The sequence below is a fragment of the Aquibium sp. ELW1220 genome (assembly GCF_030398385.1).
Classification (GTDB): domain Bacteria; phylum Pseudomonadota; class Alphaproteobacteria; order Rhizobiales; family Rhizobiaceae; genus Aquibium.
Genome location: NZ_JAOAOQ010000032.1, coordinates 1 through 23,696, shown reverse-complemented (window position 1 = coordinate 23,696; position 23,696 = coordinate 1). Strand labels below are relative to the sequence as shown.

Below are 23,696 nucleotides of genomic sequence, written 5' to 3'. Positions count from 1 at the left end.
TCCGGCGGTCCGTCAAAGGGTGCGTGTCTCCGATGAAAAGCCCGTTCGCCGTTTCGACCGCCGCTTTCGCCGTGCTTCTCCTGGCCGGTTGTGCCAGCTATCGGCCGGTCGCGCCGGCATTTCACGCGGCGATCAACGAGCCCTACGTGCTGGATGCGGGCGACCGGATCCGCGTCACGGTCTTCGAGCAGGACGGGCTGTCGAACGTCTACGGCGTCGACCAGGCCGGCTACATTTCCTTCCCGCTCGTCGGCGCGGTCGGCGCGCGGGGCCGCACGGCGCAGCAGATCGAAGCCGATCTCGCGCAGAAATTGCGCGGCGGCTATCTGCGCGACCCGGACGTCTCCGTCGAGATCGACCGTTACCGCCCGATTTTCGTCATGGGCGAGGTCGGCGCGGCGGGCCAGTATTCCTACGTGCCCGGCATGACCGTGCACAAGGCGATCGCCGCGGCGGGCGGCTATTCGCCGAGGGCCTACCAGGCCAACGTCGACATCACCCGCGACATCAACGGCAAGGTCATGACCGGCCGCGTGCTGAGGTCCGACCCCATCCTCCCCGGCGACACGGTCTATGTCCGCGAGCGCCTGTTTTGAGCCTGGAAGACCTGACCCGACGTGAGCCAGAGCCTCCGCATCGTCCACTGCTTCCGGTCGCCTGTCGGCGGGATCTTCCGCCACGTGCGCGACCTGGCCGACGCGCAGGCGGCAGCCGGACACAAGGTGGGCATCGTCTGCGATTCCTCGACCGGCGGCGAATACGAGGCGCGGCTCTTCCGGGCGATGGAATCGAAGCTCGAACTCGGCGTGCGGCGCACGCCCATGCAACGCCACGTCGGACTGGGCGACATCGCCGCGGCCTGGCGGACATTCAGACTGATCAAGGAATTGCAGCCGGACATCCTGCACGGCCATAGCGCCAAGGGTGGCGTCTATTCGCGCGTGTTCGGCTCACTCTTGCGGGTATCCAGGTCTCGCGTCGCCCGCCTCTATTCGCCCCACGGGGGCAGCCTGCACTACAATCCATCGACCATGACGGGCCGCGCCACGTTCATGCTCGAAGGCATGCTGGAGCGGGTGTCGGATCATATCCTGTTCGTGTCGGAGTACGAGCAGGACACCTATCGCCGCAAGGTGGGGGAGCCGAAAGTCGGCCACCGCGTAGTCTACAACGGCGTGACGCCGGCGGAGTTCGAGCCGGTTTTGCCTGCCGCCGATGCGAGCGACTTCCTCTACATCGGCATGATGCGGGACCTGAAGGGGCCCGATATCTTCATCGATGCGCTCGGGCTGGCCGAAAAGGCGCTTGGCCGCCCGCTGACGGCGACGATGGTGGGATCGGGCGACGACAGGGACCGCTACGTCGCGATGGTGGCCGAGCGCGGCATGTCGGAGCGCGTCACCTTCCTCGATCCGATGCCGGCCAGGCAGGCCTTCGCGCTCGCCCGCACGGTGGTGGTGCCTTCGCGCGCGGAAGCCCTGCCCTACATCGTGCTCGAGGCGCTGGCGGCGGGACGGCCGATGATCGCGAGCGCGGTCGGCGGCATCCCGGAGATTTTCGCGGATGCGCCGACGGCGCTGGTGACGCCGCAGCCGGACGCCATCGCGGGCAAGATGGTGCTGGCGGCCTCAGATCCGGCAGCCTGGGCCGCCGCCATGCCGCGCCCGGCCGACATCGCCGCGCGCTTCTCGGTCTCCCGCATGGCGCAGGAGATCGAGACCGTCTACCGCAGCGTCATCCTCTGACCGCATTCCGCGACGAGCCTGCGCTCCGACGGACCGACCCTCTTGTTCCGGGCGGTGCGATGGAAGACCCTTCGGGCCGAAGTCGGGGAGCGGTGCAGCGGTGGTTTCGAGCACGCGACGAACGGGACTGTCATTGAGGATCCTGCCCCTCGCCCTGGCATTTTTCCTGTCGCTTCTTGCCGGTGCAACCCCGTCGCGCGCCGCGGCTCAGGACGACGAGGCCGACGCGGCAGAATGCGCGGATCGGCTCGTCCGGGAGACCCGGCTCGTCGTCGACGAGGGGATGCACGCGGGTCGCGGCGCCCGAAGCGGCCAGCCCCTCCCCCTCCGGTGGAGCGGCGGTGGCGCGGGCGAAGGCTGCGGCGGCGGCGCCTGGCTCATCCTCGCCACGCCCGAGCGCGTGCGCTTTTCCGGCGAAGGCTTCTTCGCCGTCGCGCCCGGCGAACGCGCGCCGGCCGACATCGCCTTCGCGTCCGACCGGATGCGCGCGATCGTCCCGCTCCACCTCGATGGCAACGCCAACGGGACACTGGCCGTCGAGCCGTACCTCATCGGCGATCTCCGGTTCGACTGGGCCATTGCCTATGCACCGGCGGGAACGGTGCTGGCGTCCGACGCCGTGGTGCGCCTGCGTGATCCGATCGTGACGACGGTGGCCCCCGGCGTCCCGCGGGTGATCATCCAGGATCCCTATTCGACCGATGCGCCGGCCGATGTCGTGGTCAGCAATTCCGGCGCCTTCCGGCTCGAGATCTTCGACGGTTACTACCGGGTGCTCGACGAGACGACGGGTGCGCTGATCTGGGCTGCCGAGGGACTGGAACCGCGTTTCTCGCCCTCGTCACGCTTCCTGCACGCCTTCGGCAAGGAAAAGCACGAGACCGCCGAGATGGAGGATTCCGACTATGCGGACCTTCGCAGCGTCCTCACCGTCATCGACCTCTACGCCGAGAAGGCGGTTCTCGAGCTGGGAGCGGACGGATCGGCCTATCGCGGCCGCTTCATCCAGGGGCTCGAGTGGTCGCCCGGGGACGCGTTCCTCGCGGTCGCCTACGAGGCCTGGAACGCCGTCGGCTTGCAGCAGATGCTGATCGACAGGCCCTATCACTACGGCCAGTACGGCTGTGGAAACTGCTCGCTCTACGACAGCGGTTCCGTCTCCGTCTCGCCGGAGGCAGCAACCGCCACCATCGGCGGAGTGGCCGGGCGGACACGGCTCAGTCTCGCCTTCCCGGAGACGATCGGCCGGCCGGCCGGCGATCCGGAAACGAGCGGCCTCGACACCGTCCTGCCGCAGGCCGGTCTCCTGCGCGCCTTCAGCCACGAAAGGCTGAGCGCCTGGCCGAAGCGTCGGGGCGGATCGGAGAGATCGGCCATCGACCTCAAAGGCATCGGCCGTGCCAGCTACCGGAGCGACGGCGCCTCCGCGGTCGCGGTGCATGGCCGGCCGGCCGAAAGCCGGTCCGAGCGCCCCGCCGGCGACTGGACGATGCTGGACAATCTCCATCACCGCGGCGCCCGATCGCTGGCGGCAAGTTCGGGCATCGCTTTCGGATCGCGCATGGCCCGGCGGATGGCCGATCTCGGGATCGAGTACATATCCCCGCCGCCGCTCTTTCACGATCATCTCGAGACGCTCATTCCCGACGAGAGGCCGCTCCGCAACCTTCCGGCGGGATGGGGCGACGCCGCGTTCTTCGAAACCGGAAGCCTGGCGCGTGCGCGCGGGCTCGCGACTTCGGCGATGGCGGAGCGGATCGACGCGCTCACCCTGCCGGTCGCCGCGGTCGGGAACGAGGTCCTCCTCGGCTACCTGCAGGACATCCAGGTGTGGACGCTGAAGCGTCGCGGCGAGGTGGTGCAGTTCATCCAGTATCTCCAGATCCATGGCTCGCGCGGCGTGCCGGACGGGCTGATCGCAGCCGTGCGGGCAGACGAGGCCGGCGGGAGCCGTTCGATCCTCGCGCTGCAGGCCGACTACCTGCCGGACGACCTCGACGAACTCGGCCTCGGCGAGACCGCAAGAGCGGAACTCGAAGCCAGGGCGGCGTCCATCGACGTCGCGCCGGGCTTCGGCATCCGCCTGTTCCGTCTCTCCGAAGATCTGGTGGCCTTCCTCGATCCGCAGCGCCGACTGGTCGTCGTCGACGTCTCGAACGACTTTGCGCAGACCGTCCTGGCGGACATCGAAGGCGCTGACGATGTGGACACCATCGGCATGACGCCCGACGGCCGGCATCTCGTGCAGCTGAACGGCGACGGGCGGTTCTTCGTCCTGGGCCTCGAGACCGGAAGGGCCGTGCTGTCCGGCCTCTATCTGGACGACGAGGCGGTGATCTACGACGAGGCGTTTCGCTACGTCTCGACGGACGAAGGCGCGCGCTATGTCAGCTTGAAATTCCCCGGCGACCGCAACCTCTATTCGCTGGATCAGCTGAGCGCCGGCCTGCGTCGCGACGACCTGGTCCAGGACAGGCTCGCGCGCCGCACGCAGCCCGCGGCCGCTCCCGTGGTGCCTGTGCCTCCGCGCCTGCTGGTCACGGCCGCGGGCTCTTCCGATGGCGACACCGACCGCGTGCACGTCCGCGCGGCGGCGGAGAGCGGGCTGGCGGCGATCACCATCCACCGCGACGGCGTGCCGATCCGGTCCGTGCCCGTCTCGGGCGCGCGGGCGGAGATCACGCTCGACATCCCGGTTCTGCCGGAGACCCGCTGGGTCGCGATAAGGGCGGAAGATCGCAACGGCCTCGTCAGTCGCACATGGACGATGCCGCGCGCCGCTCCGGCGCCGGCCAGTGGAACCGCGACGCTCCACGTTCTGGCGGTCGGAACCGACCGCTACGACGATCCGCGCCTGCCCGACCTCGCCTTTGCGGCAGCCGACGCCAGGAACCTCTCGCAGGGGTTGGCTGCGGCGCCGTCGCGCTACTACGGCGCCGTGGAGACGCGTCTCATCGAGAACGCGCCCGATCTGCGCGAGCGGCTGCCGGCCGAACTGGAACGCATCCGTCTCGCCGCCAGGCCGGGGGACACCGTGCTGGTTCACGTCGCCGGGCATGGCCTTCTCGACGAGCACGGCCGGTTCTTCCTGGCAGGGGGCGGGACGCGCAGCGCCGACATTGCCGGGACCGCGCTGGCCTGGAGCGACGTGGTGAGCCTGCTGGCACGGTTCGAAGCGCGCGTCGTCGTGCTCCTCGATGCCTGCCATTCGGGCGCTGCGGACGCGGCGACGAACGATGATGCAGTCGACGTGCTGTTCGAGACTTCGAAACTCCCCTTCGCCGTCCTCTCCGCCTCGAAGGGAAGGCAACCGAGCCTCGAAAGCAGGCAGTTCGGGGGCGGCATCTTCACGGCCACGGTGCTTCGCGCGCTGACGAGCCCGGACACCGACACCGACGGCAACGGGACGGTGGAACTGTCCGAACTCTTCGCGACGGCGAAACACGACGTCGTCGACGCGACCGGCGGCAGGCAGACACCGTGGCTGTCGCGATCGCGTTTCGTGGGCGAAGTGCCGCTGTTCTGAGCCACCGCCGCGCCGGATCGGTCCAATGCCACATCCGATCGCAAGGGAATGTTAGCCCATCCGCGCTATCGTTGGAGCCTCAACAGGCCCAGCGACATGAACCAGATCGATCCGTCATCGCGCTTCACGCCGGATGCCGTTCGCCGCTTCGAGGCTGGCGGCGCCCCGCGCGGCGAACCGGCCGAACTCGGCGCCTTCGCGAAGCGCGTCGCGGCCCAATACCGCACGGACACCATGTCGCCGGTGATGGTCAGCGGCAAGCTGCGCATCCTCGAATTCCTGCTCCTGGCGCTCTCCGGCGCGTTCTCCCACTTCATCCACTACGACCGGATCGGGATGGACTGGAGCTATGTCTGGACCGGCTTCGGCGGCGCTCTGCTTGCCGTCATCCTGCTCGAGATCAGCGACGCCTACCAGATGACGACGCTGCGCAATCCTTTCGCGCATGCCCGTCGGATCGCGCTGGTCTGGTCGGGGGTCTTCGCTCTGATGGCGCTGGCAGCCTTCTTCATGAAGACCTCGCAGGACTTCTCGCGCCTCTGGTTCGGCAGCTGGTACCTGACCGGCCTGGCAACCCTTTTCGGTCTGCGCCTGGTGATGTCGCGCCTCATCCGGCGGTGGGCGCGCAACGGCGTGATGGAACGCCGCGCAGTGATCGTCGGCGGCGGCAAGGGCGCAGAAACGCTGATCCGCTCGCTCGAACAGCAGCCGGACAACGACATCCGCATCTGCGGCATCTTCGACGACCGCAGCGACACCCGTTCGCCGCCGATCGTCGCCGGTTACCCCAAGCTCGGCAACATCTCCGAACTGATCGAGTTCGCCCGAATCGCGCGCATCGACATGCTGATCGTCTCGCTGCCGCTGACCGCCGAATCGCGCGTCCTGTCGCTCCTGAAAAAACTCTGGGTCCTGCCGGTCGACATCCGCCTGTCGGCTCATTCGAGCGAACTGCGGTTCCGGCCCCGCGCCTATTCCTTCGTCGGATCGGTGCCGCTGCTCGACATCTTCGACAAGCCGATCAACGACTGGGATTCGGTCGCCAAGCGCGCCTTCGACATCGTCTTCTCGCTGCTCGGCATCCTCGCCTTTTCGCCGGTCATGATCGCCACGGCCATCGCCATCAAGCTCGACTCGAAGGGGCCCGTGCTGTTCAAGCAGAAGCGGCACGGCTTCAACAACGACGTGATCGAAGTCTACAAGTTCCGCTCGATGTATGCCGACCAGTCGGATCCGACCGCCAGGCGCGCCGTCACCAAGGGCGATCCGCGGGTGACGCGCGTCGGCCGCATCATCCGCAAGACGTCGATCGACGAACTGCCGCAGTTCTTCAACGCACTCCTGGGCAGCCTCTCGCTGGTCGGGCCGCGGCCGCACGCCATCGCCGCGCAGTCGCACAACCTGCTCTACACCGAGGTGGTCGACGGCTACTTCGCCCGCCACAAGGTCAAGCCGGGCGTGACCGGCTGGGCGCAGATCAACGGCTGGCGCGGCGAGATGGACACCGACGAGAAGATCCGCAAGCGCACCGAGTTCGACCTGCACTACATCGAGAACTGGTCGCTCTGGTTCGACCTCAAGATCCTGTTCCTGACGCCGATCCGCCTGCTCAACACGGAAAACGCCTATTGACCGCGAGCGTCGCCCTTCCGCACGACGTCCCGTCGCGCGCGGCCGTCAACGCCCGGCTCACCGCCCTCATGTCGACCGGGGCGGTGACGCTGGGCGTGTTCCTGTCCGGCTTCGTCATCCGCGAACCTGCTCCCTACGAGCTCTACATGGTGGCGCTGATCGCCGTGTGGGCGCTGTTCGGGCTGCGCATCTCGCGGGCCGTGACGCCGCTCGCCGTGCTCCTGGTCGTCTTCAACATCGGCGGCATGATCGCGGCGACCCAGATGGCGGTGCTGGGCGACGCCCCGCTCTACATCGCCGTCTCGCTGTTCCTCGCCTTCACCGCGATCTTCTACGCGGCCGTGCTCGACGGCAGGCCGGAGCTCTTCCGCCTCATCTTCCACGCCTGGGTGGCAGCGGCGATCTTCACTTCCGTGCTCGGCATCCTGGGCTATTTCCACGCCTTTCCCGGGGCCGAGATGTTCACCAAGTTCGAACGTGCCGCCGGCGCCTTCCAGGACCCGAACGTCTTCGGCCCCTTCATCACGCTGCCCGGCATCTACCTGCTCTACCGGATGATCACCGGCCCGGTGGCGCGGATGCCCCTGCTCGCGCTGCCGCTCGGCATCATCGCGTTTGGCGTGTTCCTGTCCTTTTCGCGCGGTGCCTGGGGCCTCTTCGCCTTCTCGGCGCTGCTGCTTGCGCTGCTGCTCTTCATCCGCAGCCGGAGCGGGCTGTTTCGCCTGCGCATCCTCCTGATGGGCGGCGCGGCCTTCGGCCTGCTGATGCTCGGGCTGCTGATCGCCCTGCAGATCCCCGCGATCGCCGACATCTTCTCCACGCGCGCGCAGCTGGTCCAGGAGTATGACGGGGCGCGGCTCGGACGTTTCGCCCGCCACGCCATCGGCTTCGTGCTCGCCATGGAAAAGCCGCTCGGCATCGGCCCGCTGGTCTTCGGCAAGCTCTATGGCGAGGACACGCACAACATCTGGCTGAAGGCGCTGATGGATTACGGCTGGCTGGGCTTCGCCTGCTGGCTCACCATGGTCGTCTGGACGCTGGCCGCCGGGTTCCGCATCCTGTTTCGCGACCGCCCCTGGCAGCCCTATCTGCTGTGCGCCTGGGTCGTCTTCCTCGGGCACGTGCTGCTCGGCACCGTGATCGACACCGATCACTGGCGGCACTTCTATCTCCTGCTCGGCCTCGTCTGGGGCGGGATCGCGCTCGAACAGCGGCACCAGTGGTCGACGATCCGGCACCCCCGCCCCGCAGCATCGGCACCATCGGCAGCGGCGGCAATCCGCTGAAGCCATTCCGGGCAACGATGCGTCCCAGCCCCTTGCGCTGACCGTCCGGCAAGGGCACTCCTGTCGCGACAAGGGAGAGCGACATGGATCTGGGACTGAAGGACAAGGTGGTGATCGTCACCGGCGGCTCGCGGGGGATAGGCTTCGCCTGCGCCGAGGCATTTCTGGCCGAAGGGGCGCGCGTCGGCATCGTCTCGCGCAGCGAGGCCAGCCTTTCGGCCGCCAGGGCGCGGCTTCCGGGCGTCGCCGCCGCGAGTGCCGACCTCATCGATGCCGACGCGGCACTGCGCGCCGTCGAGGCGCTCGAACGCGAGCTCGGCCCCGTCGACGTTCTCGTCAACAGCGCGGGCGCTGCGCGGCGCACCCCGCCCGACGAGCTTTCGCCCGCCGCCTACCGGGCGGCCATGGACGCCAAGTTCTTCAGCTACGTCAACGTGAGCGATCCGGTCGTCAAGTCGATGGCCGGACGCGGCACCGGCGTGATCGTCAATGTCGTCGGCAATGGCGGCAAGGTGGCGTCGCCGACGCACATTCCCGGCGGTGCGGCAAATTCCGCGCTCATGCTGATGACGGCAGGCCTTGCCAATGCCTATGCGTCGCGCGGCGTGCGGGTGGTCGCGGTCAATCCCGGCACCACCGAGACCGAGCGCATGGTCCAGGGGATGGAAGCGGACGCGCGGCTTGCCGGAACGAGCATCGAGGAGGCCCGCCAGCGCGGTCTCGCGCGCATCCCGATCGGGCGCTTCGCGACTTCGGGCGAGATCGCCGCCATGGTCGTCTTTCTTGCTTCGGCACGCGCCAGCTACGTCACCGGCGTCTCGATCAGCATGGACGGAGCGTCGAACCCTATCGTCGTCTGACGGGAGCCGGATGGGCCTTGCCTGGCGACGCTGGTTTAGACCGGCGATGGCCAGATTTCCCCTTGCGCCCGTTCGCATCAGGCGATAGGGCTTCCGGCGGTTCGGGGCCGAGCGCTCCCTGCCGTTCCAGAGGTCCTTGGCCGGGAATGGCAGAGTTCGATCCCGGCCAGAGGCGCATAGCGAGGGACTTCTTTCCTTCGGGCAGTAGCGCAGCCCGGTAGCGCACTTGACTGGGGGTCAAGGGGTCGTCGGTTCGAATCCGGCCTGCCCGACGGAAAGAAGTCCCGCCTTTTTCAGATGATCGGGAATCCCGCGGCGCCTGGCCGAAGAACGTCGTTCGGCCTCCGTAGCGGTGCCTGACCGGGCCTGCGCCGCCGTTCAGGCTCCGCCTTGACGCACCCCTGAAAATCGCAGACGTATCGCGGCCGCCCACCGCACTGCCCTTACCCGGCAACGGCGCGCGGCGCTCGCAAGGTCGCAACAATCTGCCTGCCGAAAACCGGTCGGCGCGGGGGAGCCTGCAATGCAGACGGTGTTCATCCTCAACGGACCCAACCTCAACCTGCTCGGAAAGCGGCAGCCCGAGATCTATGGCCGCGAGACGCTGGCCGACGTCGAAGCCGCCTGCCGGGAACTGGCGGACAACTTCGGACTGGGCCTGCGCTTCATGCAGTCCAATGCCGAGCACCAGATCATCGACTGGATCCACGAGGCGCGCGAGGCGGCCGCGGGCATCATCATCAATCCCGGGGCATTCACCCACACGTCGATTGCCATCCTCGATGCGCTGAACGCCTTCGAAGGCCCCGTGCTGGAGGTCCACATCTCCAACGTCCACAAGCGCGAAAGCTTCCGCCACCATTCCTATGTCTCGCTGCGGGCGGACGGGGTGATGGCCGGTTTCGGGGTGGAGGGCTATGCCCTCGCGACCCGGCGGATGGCGACGCTGCTGCGGAGCGGCTGACCGGGCCGATCCGGTCCGCATCCTCGACCTGAAAACGCGCCGCCGCGACATGCGCGACGGCGCGACCGCCGCAGTCGGATGTTGGGCCAAGTGTGCGGCGGCTGTCCAGGAACCCGCAATCGCCGCCTTGGGTTCCGTCGACGCCATCGGCCACGCGTCAATCTGCGGCATCCCTCGCCGCCGGTGCAGGGAACCGGTCGGCATTCCGTTCGTTCCCCCGCAAGCAGGGCCGGCCTGCGACACACGGGGAAATCGTTTTGGCGAACTACGAGGGCGACAAGACCAGGCCAAGGGCAGGCGACGGTTCGCGCATCCTTTTGATGGATCCGCCGCCGCGCGGCACCTATTCCGCAACGGCCACCGACACCCAGCGCTTCGATCCGCAATCGCTGATCGCCTCCCTCGAACGGCGCGATGCGTTGTCGGACGAGGAACGGCAGGCGTTGCGTGACCTGCCCTGGCGCCTCAAGCGGTATGGCGATGGCGAGGAGATCGTCGCGGAGGCCTCCCGGCCGACCGATAGCTGCCTTCTGGTCGACGGACTGGCCGCACGCAGCCGCCAGCTCGCCAACGGCAACCGGCAGCTGACCGCTCTCCACGTCCCCGGCGACTTCGTCGACCTGCACGGCTTCTTCCTCAAGATCATGGACCATGCGGTCATCGCGCTGATGCCGGTGACAGTGGCGATGGTACCGCACCGCGACGTGCAGCGGCTGGCGACGCAGATGCCGCATCTCGGCCGCATGCTCTTCATGATGGTCGCCATCGACGCAGCGATCCAGCGCAACTGGATCGCCTGCATGGGCCGCATGGAGCCGATCCGGCATCTGGCCTACCTGGTGTGCGAGGTCTACAAGCGGCTCGAGGTCGTCGGGCGTGTCGAGAACGGTTCCTTCGAGTTCCCGCTGACGCAGGCGGAGATCGCCGATCTCGTCGGCCTCTCGATCGTCCACACCAACCGGACGCTCCAGGAGCTGCGCGCGACGGGCCTCGTCACGTGGAAGGGAAATCGCATCGTGATCTGCGACTGGGACGGCCTGGCCCGGCTCGCCGATTTCGACCCGACCTATCTGAACCTTTTCCACCACCCGCGCTGAACCGACCACCGGACCGCAAGCACGGTTCCCTGACAAGTCTAACGAGGGATCTGCACCGACAATCCTTGCTCCCGCGAGAGTTGCCTCAGAAATGAGCTGAACGCTGTCGCCGAAACGCAACAGGTGTGCCGGAGGCCGACAGAAGAGCGGCTCCCTCAATCTCCGATGCGTTGACACCGCCGCTTGTTTGACCCAACGTCAGCAATGTGAATTGCGGGTCGCCGGAGGATATTGGTGCAACTCAGGATGCGAGCTCTCGTCGCGGCCGGCGCGGTCCTGTGCGCCGGCTCCGCATTCGCGCAGACGGATCCCAAGGTGGCGCCGAAGACGGTCGCACCGCCGCAGGTGAGCGCCGACGTCGCGACCCTGCAGGCGCAGCGTACCGCCCTGTTCCAGCGCATGCTTGACAAGCCGGACGACCTCGACGCGGCATTCAAATATGCAGCCCTTTCCGCCCAGGTCGGCGACCTCGAGGCGGCGATCGCCACGCTCGAACGCATGCTGATCTTCGCGCCCGGCCTGCCGCGCCTGCAGCTCGAACTCGGCGTGCTCTACTACCGCCTCGGCGCCTTCGAGACCGCGCGAACCTACTTCAAGTCGGCAATCTCCGGTCCGCAGGTGCCCGACGAGGTCCGCCTCAAGGTGGAGGAGTATCTTTCCGGCATCGCCACGGCCGAAATGGATACACGCTTCTCGGGCCAGATCCGCGCCGGCGTGCGCTACCAGACGAACGCGAACCGCGCGCCGGGCCTCGGCACCGTGCTGACGTCGGGCGGCCTGACCATCGATCCCGGCTCGGTCGGCGCGGCGGACACGAACGCCTATGCCGCCGGTCTGTTCCACTACAGCCACGACCTGCCCAGCCAGGGTGATTCGCTCGAGGTGGACCTCGTCACCTATGCCTCAAAGCAGTTCGAGCGTGACGAGCTCGATACGGTACTTGCGGAAGTGACCTTCGGACCCGCTCTCGACATGGGCCGCGTCGGCATCGACAACGCCGTTCTCGGCATCTACGGCATCGCTGCGGGCGTGTTCGTCAACGACCACTTCTATTCGGCGGCCGGCGGCGTGGGAACGCGCTTCGTCATCCGCCCCTCGGCCCGCATGTCCAGCCTCACCGCCTTCGAGTACCGTTACCGGGACTATCAGGAATCGAGCGCTGCGCCGACGGCGAACAACCGGGACGGCAACGAGTACCGCCTCTACACGAGCAACAGCTACATCGTCATGCCGACCTTCATGCTGAACGGCGGCGCCTACGTGCAGCGCACCGAATCGGAGTTCGGCTACCTCGCCTATATCGAGGCGGGCATTTCGGGCGGCTTCAGCTACGCCTTCGCCTCGCCGCTGGGCGGCCAGTACGGGCCGTGGACGCTGTCGCCGACGGCGGGCTTCATCTACCGGGAATACGACGATGCCGATCCCGTCATCGACCCCACCGAGGCCGAGATCGACCACGAGGTCTATGTCGGCGCGAGCCTCCTGGTGCCGGTGGCCCAGAGCTGGTCGCTGCTCGCCGACACCGAGTACCGCGACGTCAGTTCGAACTACGCGATCCGGGACTACGACAATCTCTCCGTCTCGCTCAGCGTCGTGAAAAGGTTCTGATCATGATCGCGCCCTTCTCCAGCTCCCTCCTCCTGCGCAGCCTCGCTGCCGGCGTTGCCGCTGCAGCGCTCGTGTCGGCACAGGCTCCCGCCTTCGCCAAGGTGGGCGTGGCCGCCGCGGTCAACACCGACGCCAAGGGGCGGCCGCCGGGTGCGGCGCCGCGCGTGATTTCGCTCGGCCAGAACGTCATCTTCAACGAGGAGATCTCCACCGACGGGCGCGGCCTGGTGCAGATCCTGCTGCTCGACGGCACCACCTTCACGGTCGGTCCGAACAGCCAGCTCACCATCGACGAGTTCGTCTACAATCCGGCGACAGGCGACGCGAAGGTGGTCGCCACGGTCGCCAAGGGGGCGTTCCGCTTCATCGGCGGCCAGACCAGCCGCCGGCCGGACGGCGCGACGATCAACACGCCCGTCGGCACGATCGGCATCCGCGGCGCCATGGTCGAAGGCCGGGTGGAATCGTCCGACAAGGCCCTGTTCTCGATGATCTTCGGCGACGAGGTACAGTTCCGCGGCCGCGACGGCCGGCGCTCGCGCATCTACGAGCCGGGCTATACGCTGGTGGTCCAGGGCGGCAGCGGCGGCGGCCTCGACACCAACGTCCGGCGGCGCACGGAAGGCGACGCCTCGACGTTCCAGTCCGACCTGTCCGGGACCGACGGGCAGACGGGCGGCTCCGACGACCAGCCCGACGACGGCACCGTCGAGAACAGCCCGCTCCCGCAGAACAACTCGAACCTGCCCAACAACGCACCGCTCCCCACGCCGCGCTCCGTCGCCGTGAAGGCGACGGACGTGGAAGAGGTGGAGACCAATGTCGGCGACATCGACACGCGCGGCGAGGTCATCACGCCCGCGACGAGTTCCGGCACGGTCTATTACGGCGGACCCGGCGCCGTTTCGGGCTTCAGCTTCCGGAGCCTGGGCGCGCCCCAGATCTTCACCCAGGAAGAGGTGACCCTGACCAGGACGGGCGGGCGTCTGGTTTCGGACGAAGCCGCGATCGACATTCCCGACTACACAGGGACACAGGGCGATGCCGGCCTGGAGACCTTCTCGGTCGACGACGGGTTCTTCGGTGTCGATCCCCTCACCGGTTACGCCTATGCCGGCCGCGGCGATTTCGCCGCCTATCTGCTCGAGTACGGGACGGAGACGGTCTATCCGTTCTACATGATCCACGGCACGGGAACGGAACTCACCGAAGCGCCCGAAAACGTCTCGCTCAACGACATCCGCCAGTACACCCTGACCGTGGACCCGAGCAGCGGCGGCGCGCCCTTCTTCGCCCCCACCTCCTACGGTCCGCTGACGAATCCGAGTTCGACCAATTTCTACATCGTCGAGCCGGCCGATTCGACCACGGGCGAGTTCGAGACCTTCATGAGCTGGATCTCGATCGAGGGCGAAGGGCTGAACCAGAAGAGCGCCGCCTTCGTCACCGCCTCGGCGGCCAGCGAGGACGAGGCGGGTACCGACATTCTCGACGGCACCCGGCGCGGCAGCTATCGTTCGTCCTCCTATGACGGTGCCGTCAACATGCGCGGCTACATGACCACGCTCGCCGGCCCGGACGGCTCGCATTTCTTCGGCGACAACGCCGATCACTTCGTCATCGGGTCGTCGCTCGACCCGAACGATTCCTTCGTCGATTCCTCCGTCGATCCCTATGACGAAGATGGCGTCTTCGTTGCGCACCACGTCGCCGCGCTGGTCGAGGAGACGCCGCAGGAAGAGGTCGCACGGACGACGCGGACGGTCAGCGGCTTCATGGCGGGCGTGGCCGAGTCCGACCTCGGCAGTGCCTACGCTCTCGCCGGCGAGGCCGGCCCGAACTTCTTCATGCAGATCAATGCCGAGAACCATTCGGTGGCAGCGGTGGGCATCGCCAGCGACGTCAACGACGGCGATTATTTCGGCGTGGACAAGTACCTGCTCACCTTCGGCGCCGCGCCAGAGGGCGTCGACGGCGTTCCGCTCGGCGGCTTCAGCCCGCTCGTGACCACCGGCGAGGGCGCAACGGGCGGCAGCACCTTCGTCAACGACGATGTCTACGGTGCAGTCCAGAACAATTCGCCCGAGAACACCCGCATCCTGACGGACGGCTATCTCGGCGAGGGCGAGAGCTTTGTTCCCGGCGTGGAGATCGACCACACCGACGAGACCAATGCGGGAAGCTATCTGGTGTCGGGCCGGGCCGTGCCGATCGCGGGCTACTCTCATTGCGCCGATTGCGATTTCGCCGACTGGGGCTGGTGGGGAACGCGGGTACGCGTGACCGACCCGGAAGAAGAGGGATTCGGGACGCGGACGGACTACGTCCACATGGGCACCTGGGTGGCGGGCGACATCACCGCCGAGATCGACATGCCGGTCAACGTGCGCGCGACCTACGAAGGCACCCTGCTCGGCACGGTGGTGGAATACCAGGGCGAAGGGCAGCCCGCGCAGTACATCGCGACCGGCACGTTCGGCATGAGCTACAACTTCAACGACCGTGCCGGCGCGTTCTGGATCGACGATTTTGCGGGCGTTTCGGTGTCCGGCAATGCCTACGGGGCGGAAGGGGGCGACCAGGCTTTGTTCCACGCCGAGGGTTCGGGCGAATATTACGACCCCTATTTTTACGTCAGCGGCGCCTTCGTCAACGATGGCGACAACATCGCGGGTGGCGTGATCGGCGACTTCACGATCGGCGATCCCAACGACAACTTCTACGGGGTCGGCACGATCGTCGGGAAGCAGACCGAGCGCGTCGAGATCGTGACGGCTCGGGTGCTCACGGCGCCCGACATCTTCGTCCCGCTCGGCACGGAGCCTCCCGTCGACAATGCGGGCGAGCGCGGTCTCGTCGGCACGACCGAAACATCCGACCGGACGGTCGTGTTCGACAAGATCGGCGGCTCGCTCCTCAGCGAATCGGAAGTAGCGGCGTTGCCCGACGTGACGGGCACGCAGGGCGACACCGGCCTGGAAGCCATCGCCGTGTCGGGATACGCACTGGAGCAGGATGTCTCCGGCACGGCATATGCCGGCGCGGGCGACTTCGCGGCCTATCTGCTCGGCTTCGACGGCGACCCCACGGATCCCTACTACCTGATCGCCGGCACGCCGACGTCGCAGGCCGTTATCTCCAGCCTGAACACCGGCACCAACGTCCGCGAATACACGCTGACGCAGGATCCGATCCAGGGCATCGACGCGCCGTTCTTCTTCGACGACCGGTTTGGGCCCATCGCTCCGGAGAGCCTGAGTTCGACCAACCTCTACATCGTGGAATCCAATACCGCCGCGAATTACGGGGTCGAGGACGTCAACTACGACGCCAAGGTGTTCCAGTCCTGGGTCTCCATCGAAGGCGACGGCGTCGCGCAGAAGAGCGCAGCCCAGATCTACGTCACGTCCATCGGAATCGATTCCGACGGCAACGCCGAGCTCGCAGGCGGCCGCCGCGGCAGCTTCCGGTACAACGCCTATTCGGGACCGGCCAACACGCGCGGCTCGATCGCGGCCATCGAGGGGGCGTCTGGCAACGCGTTCTTCAGCGAGAACGCCAACAACTTCGTCCTCGGCGCCGACGTCGACACGGCCGACTCCTACAACGACTCGCTGCTCGGCCCCGGCTTCTCGGGCGATCCGTCGGAAGGCTACATCGGCACCGGCTATCCCTTCTCGACGCATCACGTGGCCGATCTGGTCGACACGACCCCGCAGGCCGAACTCGGCCGCACCTCGCGCACCGTCAGCGGCTACATGTCCGGTCTGGTCGAATCGAACATCGAGGGGATCGACTATCCCTTCGCCGTCTGGACGGGAACCGAGCCGCTGTTCACGCTGACCCTGAACGCGGAAACCAACGACGTCTCGGCATCGGCCACGCTGGTCGACAAGGTCTTGGCACCGGATATCTACGGCTATTCGCTCGAGGAGGTGTTCAATCCGAACGAGTCGATCGCGGGCTACGAACTCGGTTTCGGACCGATCGGGGAGTCGGGCGGCGCAAGCGCCTTCGTAGACGACAACCTGTTTGCCGCCAGCCGCAACGGCGACAACGAGAACACCCGTGTCAACTTCGAGAACGAGGACAGCGTCGCCAACAACGCGGGTGACAACCCCGGCAGCTATCTTGTCTCCGGCCGCGCCAATCCGATCGAGGGCTATGCCCATTGTACCCAGTGCAGCTTCCTCGACTGGGGCTGGTGGGGCACGCGGACGGTCGTGGAAGATCCCAACGAGGAGGGCACCCGCAGGGACTTCGTCCACATGGGCACCTGGGTCGCGGGTGACGTGACCAGCAACGTCGATATGCCGACGGATATTTCCGCGACCTATGAGGGCACCGCGCTCGCCAACATCGCGCGCTCCGACGGGGAGGGCGGCGTGGCGAAGTACATCGCGGCCGGCACGATGGACATGAGTTTCGACTTCAACTCCCGTCTCGGCGAGGTGAACATCGACATCGACGGTCTGGAGCTCTTCTCGGAGGTGAACGGCAACGTCATCGGGCTAGGACAGTCGCATTTCGCGGGCGGGATGGGCGCAGTCGATACCAACATCTCCGGCGGGCTGAGCGGTGCCTTCGTCAACAACGGCAACATCAAGGCCGGCGGCGTCATCGGCAACTTCACGTTCGAGGGCGAGAACAGGCTCGGCACCGGCACCATTGCCGGCATCCAGACCGGCACGTCTCCGTCGCTGCCATCGCAATGAGGTCTCGACCGGCCTGTTGTGCACAACCTGCCGACCCTGTATCCGGTGGCGAAGCGCTGACTGCTTCCAGGCGCTGAGATGACCAACTTCGCGAAGAACCTCGGCGCCGCCCTGCGGCGCTACCGCCGGACGTCGATCTGGGCAGCGGGCGTCCTGTCGGCTGCCTTCGTCATTCTCGCCGCCTTCTCGCCGCTCAGCCCGGTCGACAGGCTCAACGCGATGGTGTTCGACGGCTACCAGGCGGTGAAGCCGCGGCAGCCGGCGGGAAGCCCGATCACCGTCATCGACATCGACGACACCAGCATCGGCGAGCTCGGGCAGTGGCCCTGGCCGCGCACGGTGCTCGCCCGCATCATCGCCAACATGACCGACATGGGCGCGGCGTCGATCGGGCTCGACATGCTGCTTGCCGAACCCGACCGCACCTCGCCGGTGCTGGCGCTGCAGGAGCTCCGCCGGCAGGGTTTCCAGGTGATCGAGCCGCCGCAGGGCGCGGTGCTCGACAACGACGCCTATCTCGCCGACGTGCTTGCCCGCTCGCCGGTCATTGCCGGGCTGGCGCTCGCGGAGACGACGCGCACGCCGCCGCCCGATCCCAAGGCCGGTTTCGGATTCGGCGGCATCAGCCCGGTGGAGTATCTGCCGAGCTACGAGGGCAGCGTGCGCAACCTGCCCGTCCTCGACGCGGCCGCGCCCGGCATCGGCCTGATCAACTTCCCCCCTGCCCGCGACGGCGTCGTGCGGCAGATCCCGCTGATTGCCCGCTATGGCGAGAAGCTCTATCCGGCGCTGTCGATGGAATCGCTGCGCATCGCGCAGGGCGCGTCCACCTTCGTGATCCGCAGCACCGGCGCCCATGGCGAGCACGACACCGGTCTGCCCGGCATGGTGGCGGTGAAGAACGGCCACTACGAGGTGCCGACGAGTCCGGATGCGACCATGTGGGTCTATTTCTCGGGCCAGGCCGTCGCCAACATCGTTCCCGCGGCCGAGCTGGCGCGCGACGAACTCGATCCCGCGCTGGCGGACGTGATCGCGGGCCACATCGTCCTGATCGGCACCTCGGCGATCGGCCTGCGCGACCTCGTCTCCACCCCCCTCGCCTCGGGCGTTCCCGGCGTGCTGGTCCATGCCGAGATCATCGACCAGATCCTCGGCGGCACCTTTCTCAGCCGGCCCGACTGGGCCGTCGGCGCCGAGGTGGCTCTGGCCATCGTGCTGACGATCCTGGTGCTGGCCTTCCTGCCCGCGCTGCCGGCGCTCGCCAACGCACTGGTGGCAGCGGCCGCCATCGCCATCGCGCTCGTCACCGGCTGGCTCGCCTTCGCCTGGTACAACATGCTGCTGTCGCCGATCCTGCCGGCGCAGGCCAGCCTGCTCGCCTACGGCATCGCGTCCGGCGTGCGCCTTCTGGTCAGCGAAAGCGAGCGGCGCTACATCCGCTCGGCCTTCAGCCATTATCTCGCGCCGTCGATGGTCGAGAAACTGATGGACAATCCGCAGAGCCTGGTTCTCGGCGGCGAGAATAAGGAGCTGACACTGCTCTTTGCCGACATCCGCGGCTTCACCACGCTGTCCGAAAAGCTCGGCGCCAACGAGCTCACGGAATTCCTCAACAACTACCTCACCCCCATGACCGACGTGCTGATGGAGCGCGGCGCGACCATCGACAAGTACATGGGCGACGGCATCATGGCGTTCTGGAACGCCCCCCTCGACGTTGCCGACCATCGGCGCAGGGCCTGCGAAAGCGTGCTCGCCATGCAGGCCGCGCTCGTCGGCTTCAACCGCGAATTCGGGACGGACATCGCCGTCGGCGTCGGGCTCAACTCGGGCATCTGCTGCGTGGGCAATCTCGGCTCGCGCCAGCGTTTCGACTATTCGGCGATCGGCGACCCGGTGAACGTCGCCGCGCGCATCGAGGGAATGACGAAGCAGTATGGCCTGTCGAACCTGATTTCGGGCAGCACGGCCGAGGGCATGGACGATTTCGCCCTGCTGGAGGTGGACCGGGTAAAACTCGTCGGCCGCGCCGAGCCGACGCCGGTCTACACCCTGCTTGGCCAGGGCGACGTAAAGGAGAGCGAACCCTTCCGTGCGCTGAAGGCACGCCACGACCGTTTCCTCGAGCAGTATCGTTCACTCGATTTCGACGCCGCCGAACAGGCGCTCGACGATTTCGACGCCGACGCGCCGGTCGAACTCGCGAAGCTCTACAAGATCATGCGTGGTCGCCTGGCCGTGCTGCGGGCCGATCCGCCGCCCGCCGGCTGGGACGGGACCTACACCGCGCGCGAAAAATAAGCCTCGCGTCTGGTCCCGAGCGTCGTGGAGGGGGAACCTCGCGATCCTCCCTGCGTTGGCAAACATGTGATCCGCAGGCTACGATCGACGCGGATCGAGCGTGTCGTGGAGGGGTTCGTGGACGAGCAGGCCATCATCGTCGAATACGAGATCGTGGAGGGGCACGTCGATGCCTTCCGCGGGCTGATCATGGATCACGCGCGCCGCACGCTCGCCGAGGAGCAGGGCTGCCTGCGCTTCGAGGTGCTGGAACCGGTCGACCGCGACGGCCGGCCGATCCCGAACCGCATGATGGTGAGCGAGATCTACGCCAGCCCGCTTGCCGTCGAGCAGCACGGACAGAATCCTCGGCTCGAACGGGTACGCGCCGCCATGGCCCCGCTGGTCAAGTCCCGCCGCCTCGTGATGGCGCGCGTGCTCGACCACAGGGCTGCGGAGGAAGGGATCCGTCCCGAGAACCTGACGGCTGCCAACGACGACTGAGCGCTATCGCGCGCTTTCCGAGCGGACAGCGGCGCGGCGGGCCTACCGGACCTGGTCGAGCAGCCGCTTGCACTCGAGCAGGTCGAACAGCGCCTCCTGGAGAAGAGCCCGGTTGTCGCGGGTGAGCTTGCCCGCGTCCGGCGGCACCGCTCCGTCCTCCTCCGCCTTGCCGAGACCGAAGAAGCGCCGGTTGGGGCGAACCTTGGGTTCGCCGAGCAGCATTTCGTCCTCCTGGCCGCGCGGCTGCGGCGCGGCCGGTGCCGGCGAGGCCTGCTGCTTGCGCTGGGCAATGACCTCGGCTGCGGCGAGATCGCCGGCCCCGATCGCCGCGACGAACTGGTTCCCGTTGTCGCGCAGGAGTTTCTGGACGCCCTTGATCGTGTAGCCCTGATCGTAGAGCATGCTCTTGATGCCCTTGATCAGGTCGACGTCCTGCGGACGGTAGTAGCGCCGCCCGCCACCGCGCTTCAACGGCTTGATCTGGGTGAAGCGGGTCTCCCAGAACCGCAGCACGTGCTGCGGCAGGTCAAGATCCTCGGCCACCTCGCTGATGGTGCGGAAAGCGTCCGGGCTCTTTTCCATGTGATGGCTCTCTCAGCGAATCGTCGCGCCCATTTCACCCGGTTGCGTCCAGCCATTCAAGGACGAAGCCGCCAGATCGCAGGGAAGGCACGAAGAACACCGGGCAGGCCGGAGTCAGCCCTTGGCCTTGGCCTTCCGGTGCGCGTCCAGGATGCGGTTCTTCAGGACGTTGGACGCCTTGAACGTCATCACCTTGCGCGGAAGGATGGGCACTTCCTGACCGGTCTTCGGGTTGCGGCCGATGCGCTCGTTCTTCTCGCGCACATGGAATGTGGCGAAGGACGAGAGCTTCACGGTCTCGCCCGCCACGATGGCCGTGCAGATCTCGTCGAGCACCATTTCGACCAGCTGCGCGGATTCCGTGCGCGACAGGCCGACTTTCCGATAGACGGACTCGGCAAGATCGGCGCGCGTCAGAGTCTTTCCCCCCATCGGACGGTCCATTCTCATCAAGAAAATATTGTAGTTATTCAATGGGCATAGGTTAGGAAATCGAATCGGGAAGGTCAAGCCAGCGAAGGTCTGGCTTGCGCAATGATTCTACCATCGAACGAGGACCGCTCCCCACGTGAAGCCGCCGCCCATGGCTTCCAGAAGCACCAGGTCGCCGCGCTTGATGCGGCCGTCCGCGACCGCCACCGAAAGGGCCAGCGGAACCGATGCGGCCGAGGTGTTGCCGTGCAGGTCCACCGTCACGACCACCTTCTCCTCGGGAATGCCGAGCTTCCTGGCGGAGGCGTCGATGATGCGCTTGTTGGCCTGGTGGGGCACGAACCAGTCGAGATCGTCGGCCGTGATCCCGCCGGCCGCAAAGGTCGCCTCGATCACGTCGGTGATCATGCCGACCGCGTGCTTGAAGACCTCGCGGCCTTCCATGCGCAGATGCCCCACCGTCTGCGTGGTGGAAGGACCGCCATCGACATAGAGCTTCTGCTTGTGCGTGCCGTCGGAGCGCAGGCTGGCCGCGAGAATGCCGCGGTCCGCGAGCGTGCCCTCCCCGTCCGCCGCCTCGAGCACGATTGCTCCCGCACCGTCGCCGAACAGCACGCAGGTCGACCGGTCGGACCAGTCGAGAAGGCGCGAGAAGGTCTCCGAGCCGATCACGAGCACGCGCTTGGCAAGCCCGCCACGGATATAGAGGTCCGCCGTCGTCACCGCGTAGACGAAGCCGCTGCACACCGCCTGGAGATCGAAGGCGAAGCCATGCCGCATGCCCAGGCGCTCCTGGATCTCCACGGAGGTCGCCGGGAAGGTGTGGTTGGGCGTCGACGTCGCGAGCACGATCAGGTCGATGTCCTGGGCGGTGAGCCCGGCCGCGTCCAGCGCGGCGCGCGCGGCGGCCTCGCCGAGCGATGCCGTCGTCTCGTCGTCGGCGGCGATGTGGCGCTGCGTGATGCCCGTCCGCTGGACGATCCAGGCATCCGACGTCTCCACCATGCCTTCGAAATCGGCATTGCGCATGATGCGCCGTGGCAAGGCGGAGCCAACGCCGCGGACTACAGAACGAATCATTTCCTGCCCCTATAGTTCGGTCGGCTCGCCATCGGGTCGCTGACCGGGGCGCCCCGTGGGCATCGCGGCGTGGAAGGCGTCGATGTCGGCGCGGATCTTGTCGATCAGATTGTTGCGGGCCATGTCGTAGCCGAGTTCCACGGCTGCTGCAAAGCCCTCGTCGTCGGTTCCGCCATGGCTCTTCACGACGATTCCGTTGAGGCCAAGGAACACGCCGCCATTGATTTTTCGAACGTCCATCTTCTCGCGCAGACGCTGGAAGGCGCTGCGAGCGAAGAGATAGCCGATCTTGGCCATCAGCGTCCGGGTCATGGCGGCGCGCAGATATTCGCCGATCTGCCGCGCAGTTCCCTCGGCGGTCTTCAGGGCGATGTTGCCTGCAAAACCCTCCGTCACGACCACGTCCACCGTGCCGCGCCCGATGTCGTCACCCTCCACGAAACCGTGGTAGCGCATGGATGTCAGGTCGGCCTCACGCAGCAGACGGCCCGCTTCGCGGACGTCCTCCTGGCCCTTCACCTCCTCCACGCCGACGTTCAGCAGGCCGACGGTCGGCCGCTCGACCTGGAACAGGGCCCGCGCCATGGCGCTGCCGAGAATGGCGAAGTCGATCAGCTGGTGGGCGTCGGCGCCGATCGTCGCGCCGACGTCGAGCACGATGCTCTCGCTCCTGGCGGTTGGCCAGATCGCCGCGATCGCAGGCCTCTCGATCGCCGCCATCGTCCGCAGGCAGAACTTGGACATCGCCATCAGCGCGCCGGTGTTGCCGGCCGACACGCAGACGTCGGCATCGCCCGACTTGACGGCCTCGATCGCCTTCCACATCGACGACTTCCACCGGCCATGGCGAAGCGCCTGGCTCGGCTTGTCGTCCATCCGCACCGACACCTCGCAATGCGTGAAGGTCGAGATTCCTGCAAGGCGCGGATATTTGAGGAGAACCGGAGAGACCGCCTCTTCGCGCCCGAAGATGAGAAAACGCACGTCGGACCGGCGCTGCGCGACATTGTCCAGGCCGTGAAGGATAACCTCCGGACCGTGGTCACCGCCCATCGCATCAATGGAGATTCTGATCACACTTGTCTCGTCGTTGGTTGCCGGCCGTCGGCGCCTCGCCAAAGCCCGGCGAAAATAGCCTTTTTCGGAGCGCGCACAACCGGAATCGGTTCCCGGGATAGGGCTATCGCATTTGGCCGATGATTGATCTGGCGAAGGCGTCGGACCACCCTGCTCGCTTTCGTTTTCGGCTGATGGCGAGTTCGGGTCTGGCGGTTCGCAGGAGGTTGAGCGTCAGTCGGCGTAGGATTGCGAGGTTCTCCGGGCCGTTGTCGGCGCGATTGCGGGCTGCGTCCTCGTCGAAGGTGACGTCGAGCACCCAATGC

The 23,696-nt window shown here is 67.0% G+C and carries 16 protein-coding genes, 1 tRNA gene and 1 pseudogene; 13 read left to right on the top strand and 5 right to left on the bottom strand.

Annotated features, from left to right (window positions below; translation table 11 throughout):
* Window positions 1-32: 32 nt before the first annotated feature.
* From N1F91_RS22865 to N1F91_RS22805, 13 genes are all read left to right on the top strand, one after another.
* Entirely contained in the window at window positions 33-596 is a 564-nt protein-coding gene (locus N1F91_RS22865) for a polysaccharide biosynthesis/export family protein (RefSeq protein ID WP_289995651.1), read from the top strand.
* A 21-nt stretch (window positions 597-617) separates the two neighbouring features.
* Window positions 618-1,745 (top strand): glycosyltransferase family 4 protein, encoded by a 1,128-nt coding sequence (locus tag N1F91_RS22860; protein ID WP_289995650.1) that lies wholly within the window; start codon window positions 618-620, stop codon window positions 1,743-1,745.
* 133 nt (window positions 1,746-1,878) lie between these two features.
* The gene (locus N1F91_RS22855) at window positions 1,879-5,271 is read left to right on the top strand and encodes a caspase family protein (RefSeq protein WP_289995649.1); all 3,393 of its coding nucleotides are present in this window, start codon (window positions 1,879-1,881) and stop codon (window positions 5,269-5,271) included.
* Window positions 5,272-5,367: 96 nt separating this feature from the next.
* Entirely contained in the window at window positions 5,368-6,903 is a 1,536-nt protein-coding gene (locus N1F91_RS22850; RefSeq protein WP_289995648.1) for an undecaprenyl-phosphate glucose phosphotransferase, read from the top strand.
* A gap of 68 nt (window positions 6,904-6,971) precedes the next feature.
* Complete coding sequence (locus tag N1F91_RS22845; protein ID WP_289995711.1) at window positions 6,972-8,189, top strand: O-antigen ligase family protein; 1,218 nt, start codon at window positions 6,972-6,974, stop codon at window positions 8,187-8,189.
* 83 nt (window positions 8,190-8,272) lie between these two features.
* Entirely contained in the window at window positions 8,273-9,049 is a 777-nt protein-coding gene (locus N1F91_RS22840) for an SDR family NAD(P)-dependent oxidoreductase (RefSeq protein WP_289995647.1), read from the top strand.
* Between the two features lie 198 nt (window positions 9,050-9,247).
* Window positions 9,248-9,321, top strand: a tRNA-Pro gene (locus tag N1F91_RS22835).
* 251 nt (window positions 9,322-9,572) lie between these two features.
* Window positions 9,573-10,013, top strand: coding sequence for a type II 3-dehydroquinate dehydratase (gene aroQ, locus N1F91_RS22830; RefSeq protein ID WP_289995646.1), 441 nt, complete (start codon window positions 9,573-9,575; stop codon window positions 10,011-10,013).
* A gap of 257 nt (window positions 10,014-10,270) precedes the next feature.
* Window positions 10,271-11,110, top strand: a complete 840-nt coding sequence (locus N1F91_RS22825) for a Crp/Fnr family transcriptional regulator (RefSeq protein ID WP_289995644.1) — start codon at window positions 10,271-10,273, stop codon at window positions 11,108-11,110.
* 234 nt (window positions 11,111-11,344) lie between these two features.
* Window positions 11,345-12,718, top strand: coding sequence for a tetratricopeptide repeat protein (locus N1F91_RS22820; RefSeq protein ID WP_289995642.1), 1,374 nt, complete (start codon window positions 11,345-11,347; stop codon window positions 12,716-12,718).
* A gap of 2 nt (window positions 12,719-12,720) precedes the next feature.
* Window positions 12,721-17,433 (top strand): FecR domain-containing protein, encoded by a 4,713-nt coding sequence (locus N1F91_RS22815; RefSeq protein ID WP_289995641.1) that lies wholly within the window; start codon window positions 12,721-12,723, stop codon window positions 17,431-17,433.
* A gap of 78 nt (window positions 17,434-17,511) precedes the next feature.
* Entirely contained in the window at window positions 17,512-19,737 is a 2,226-nt protein-coding gene (locus tag N1F91_RS22810) for an adenylate/guanylate cyclase domain-containing protein (protein WP_289995640.1), read from the top strand.
* A 117-nt stretch (window positions 19,738-19,854) separates the two neighbouring features.
* Window positions 19,855-20,220, top strand: coding sequence for an antibiotic biosynthesis monooxygenase (locus N1F91_RS22805; protein ID WP_289995639.1), 366 nt, complete (start codon window positions 19,855-19,857; stop codon window positions 20,218-20,220).
* Window positions 20,221-20,262: 42 nt separating this feature from the next.
* Here N1F91_RS22805 and N1F91_RS22800 read toward each other — a convergent pair whose 3' ends face one another.
* The 5 genes and pseudogenes from N1F91_RS22800 to N1F91_RS22780 all read right to left on the bottom strand — a co-directional run.
* On the bottom strand, window positions 20,263-20,802 hold the full coding sequence (locus tag N1F91_RS22800; RefSeq protein WP_289995638.1) for a MerR family transcriptional regulator: 540 nt from the start codon (window positions 20,800-20,802) through the stop codon (window positions 20,263-20,265).
* Between the two features lie 114 nt (window positions 20,803-20,916).
* A complete protein-coding gene (locus tag N1F91_RS22795; RefSeq protein WP_289995636.1) occupies window positions 20,917-21,234 on the bottom strand; it encodes an integration host factor subunit alpha in 318 nt (105 codons plus the stop codon).
* Window positions 21,235-21,342: 108 nt separating this feature from the next.
* Window positions 21,343-22,314 (bottom strand): beta-ketoacyl-ACP synthase III, encoded by a 972-nt coding sequence (locus tag N1F91_RS22790; protein ID WP_289995634.1) that lies wholly within the window; start codon window positions 22,312-22,314, stop codon window positions 21,343-21,345.
* A 9-nt stretch (window positions 22,315-22,323) separates the two neighbouring features.
* Window positions 22,324-23,391, bottom strand: coding sequence for a phosphate acyltransferase PlsX (gene plsX, locus N1F91_RS22785; protein WP_289995633.1), 1,068 nt, complete (start codon window positions 23,389-23,391; stop codon window positions 22,324-22,326).
* Between the two features lie 103 nt (window positions 23,392-23,494).
* Window positions 23,495-23,696, bottom strand: a pseudogene (locus tag N1F91_RS22780) (ISAs1 family transposase); the annotation flags it as partial.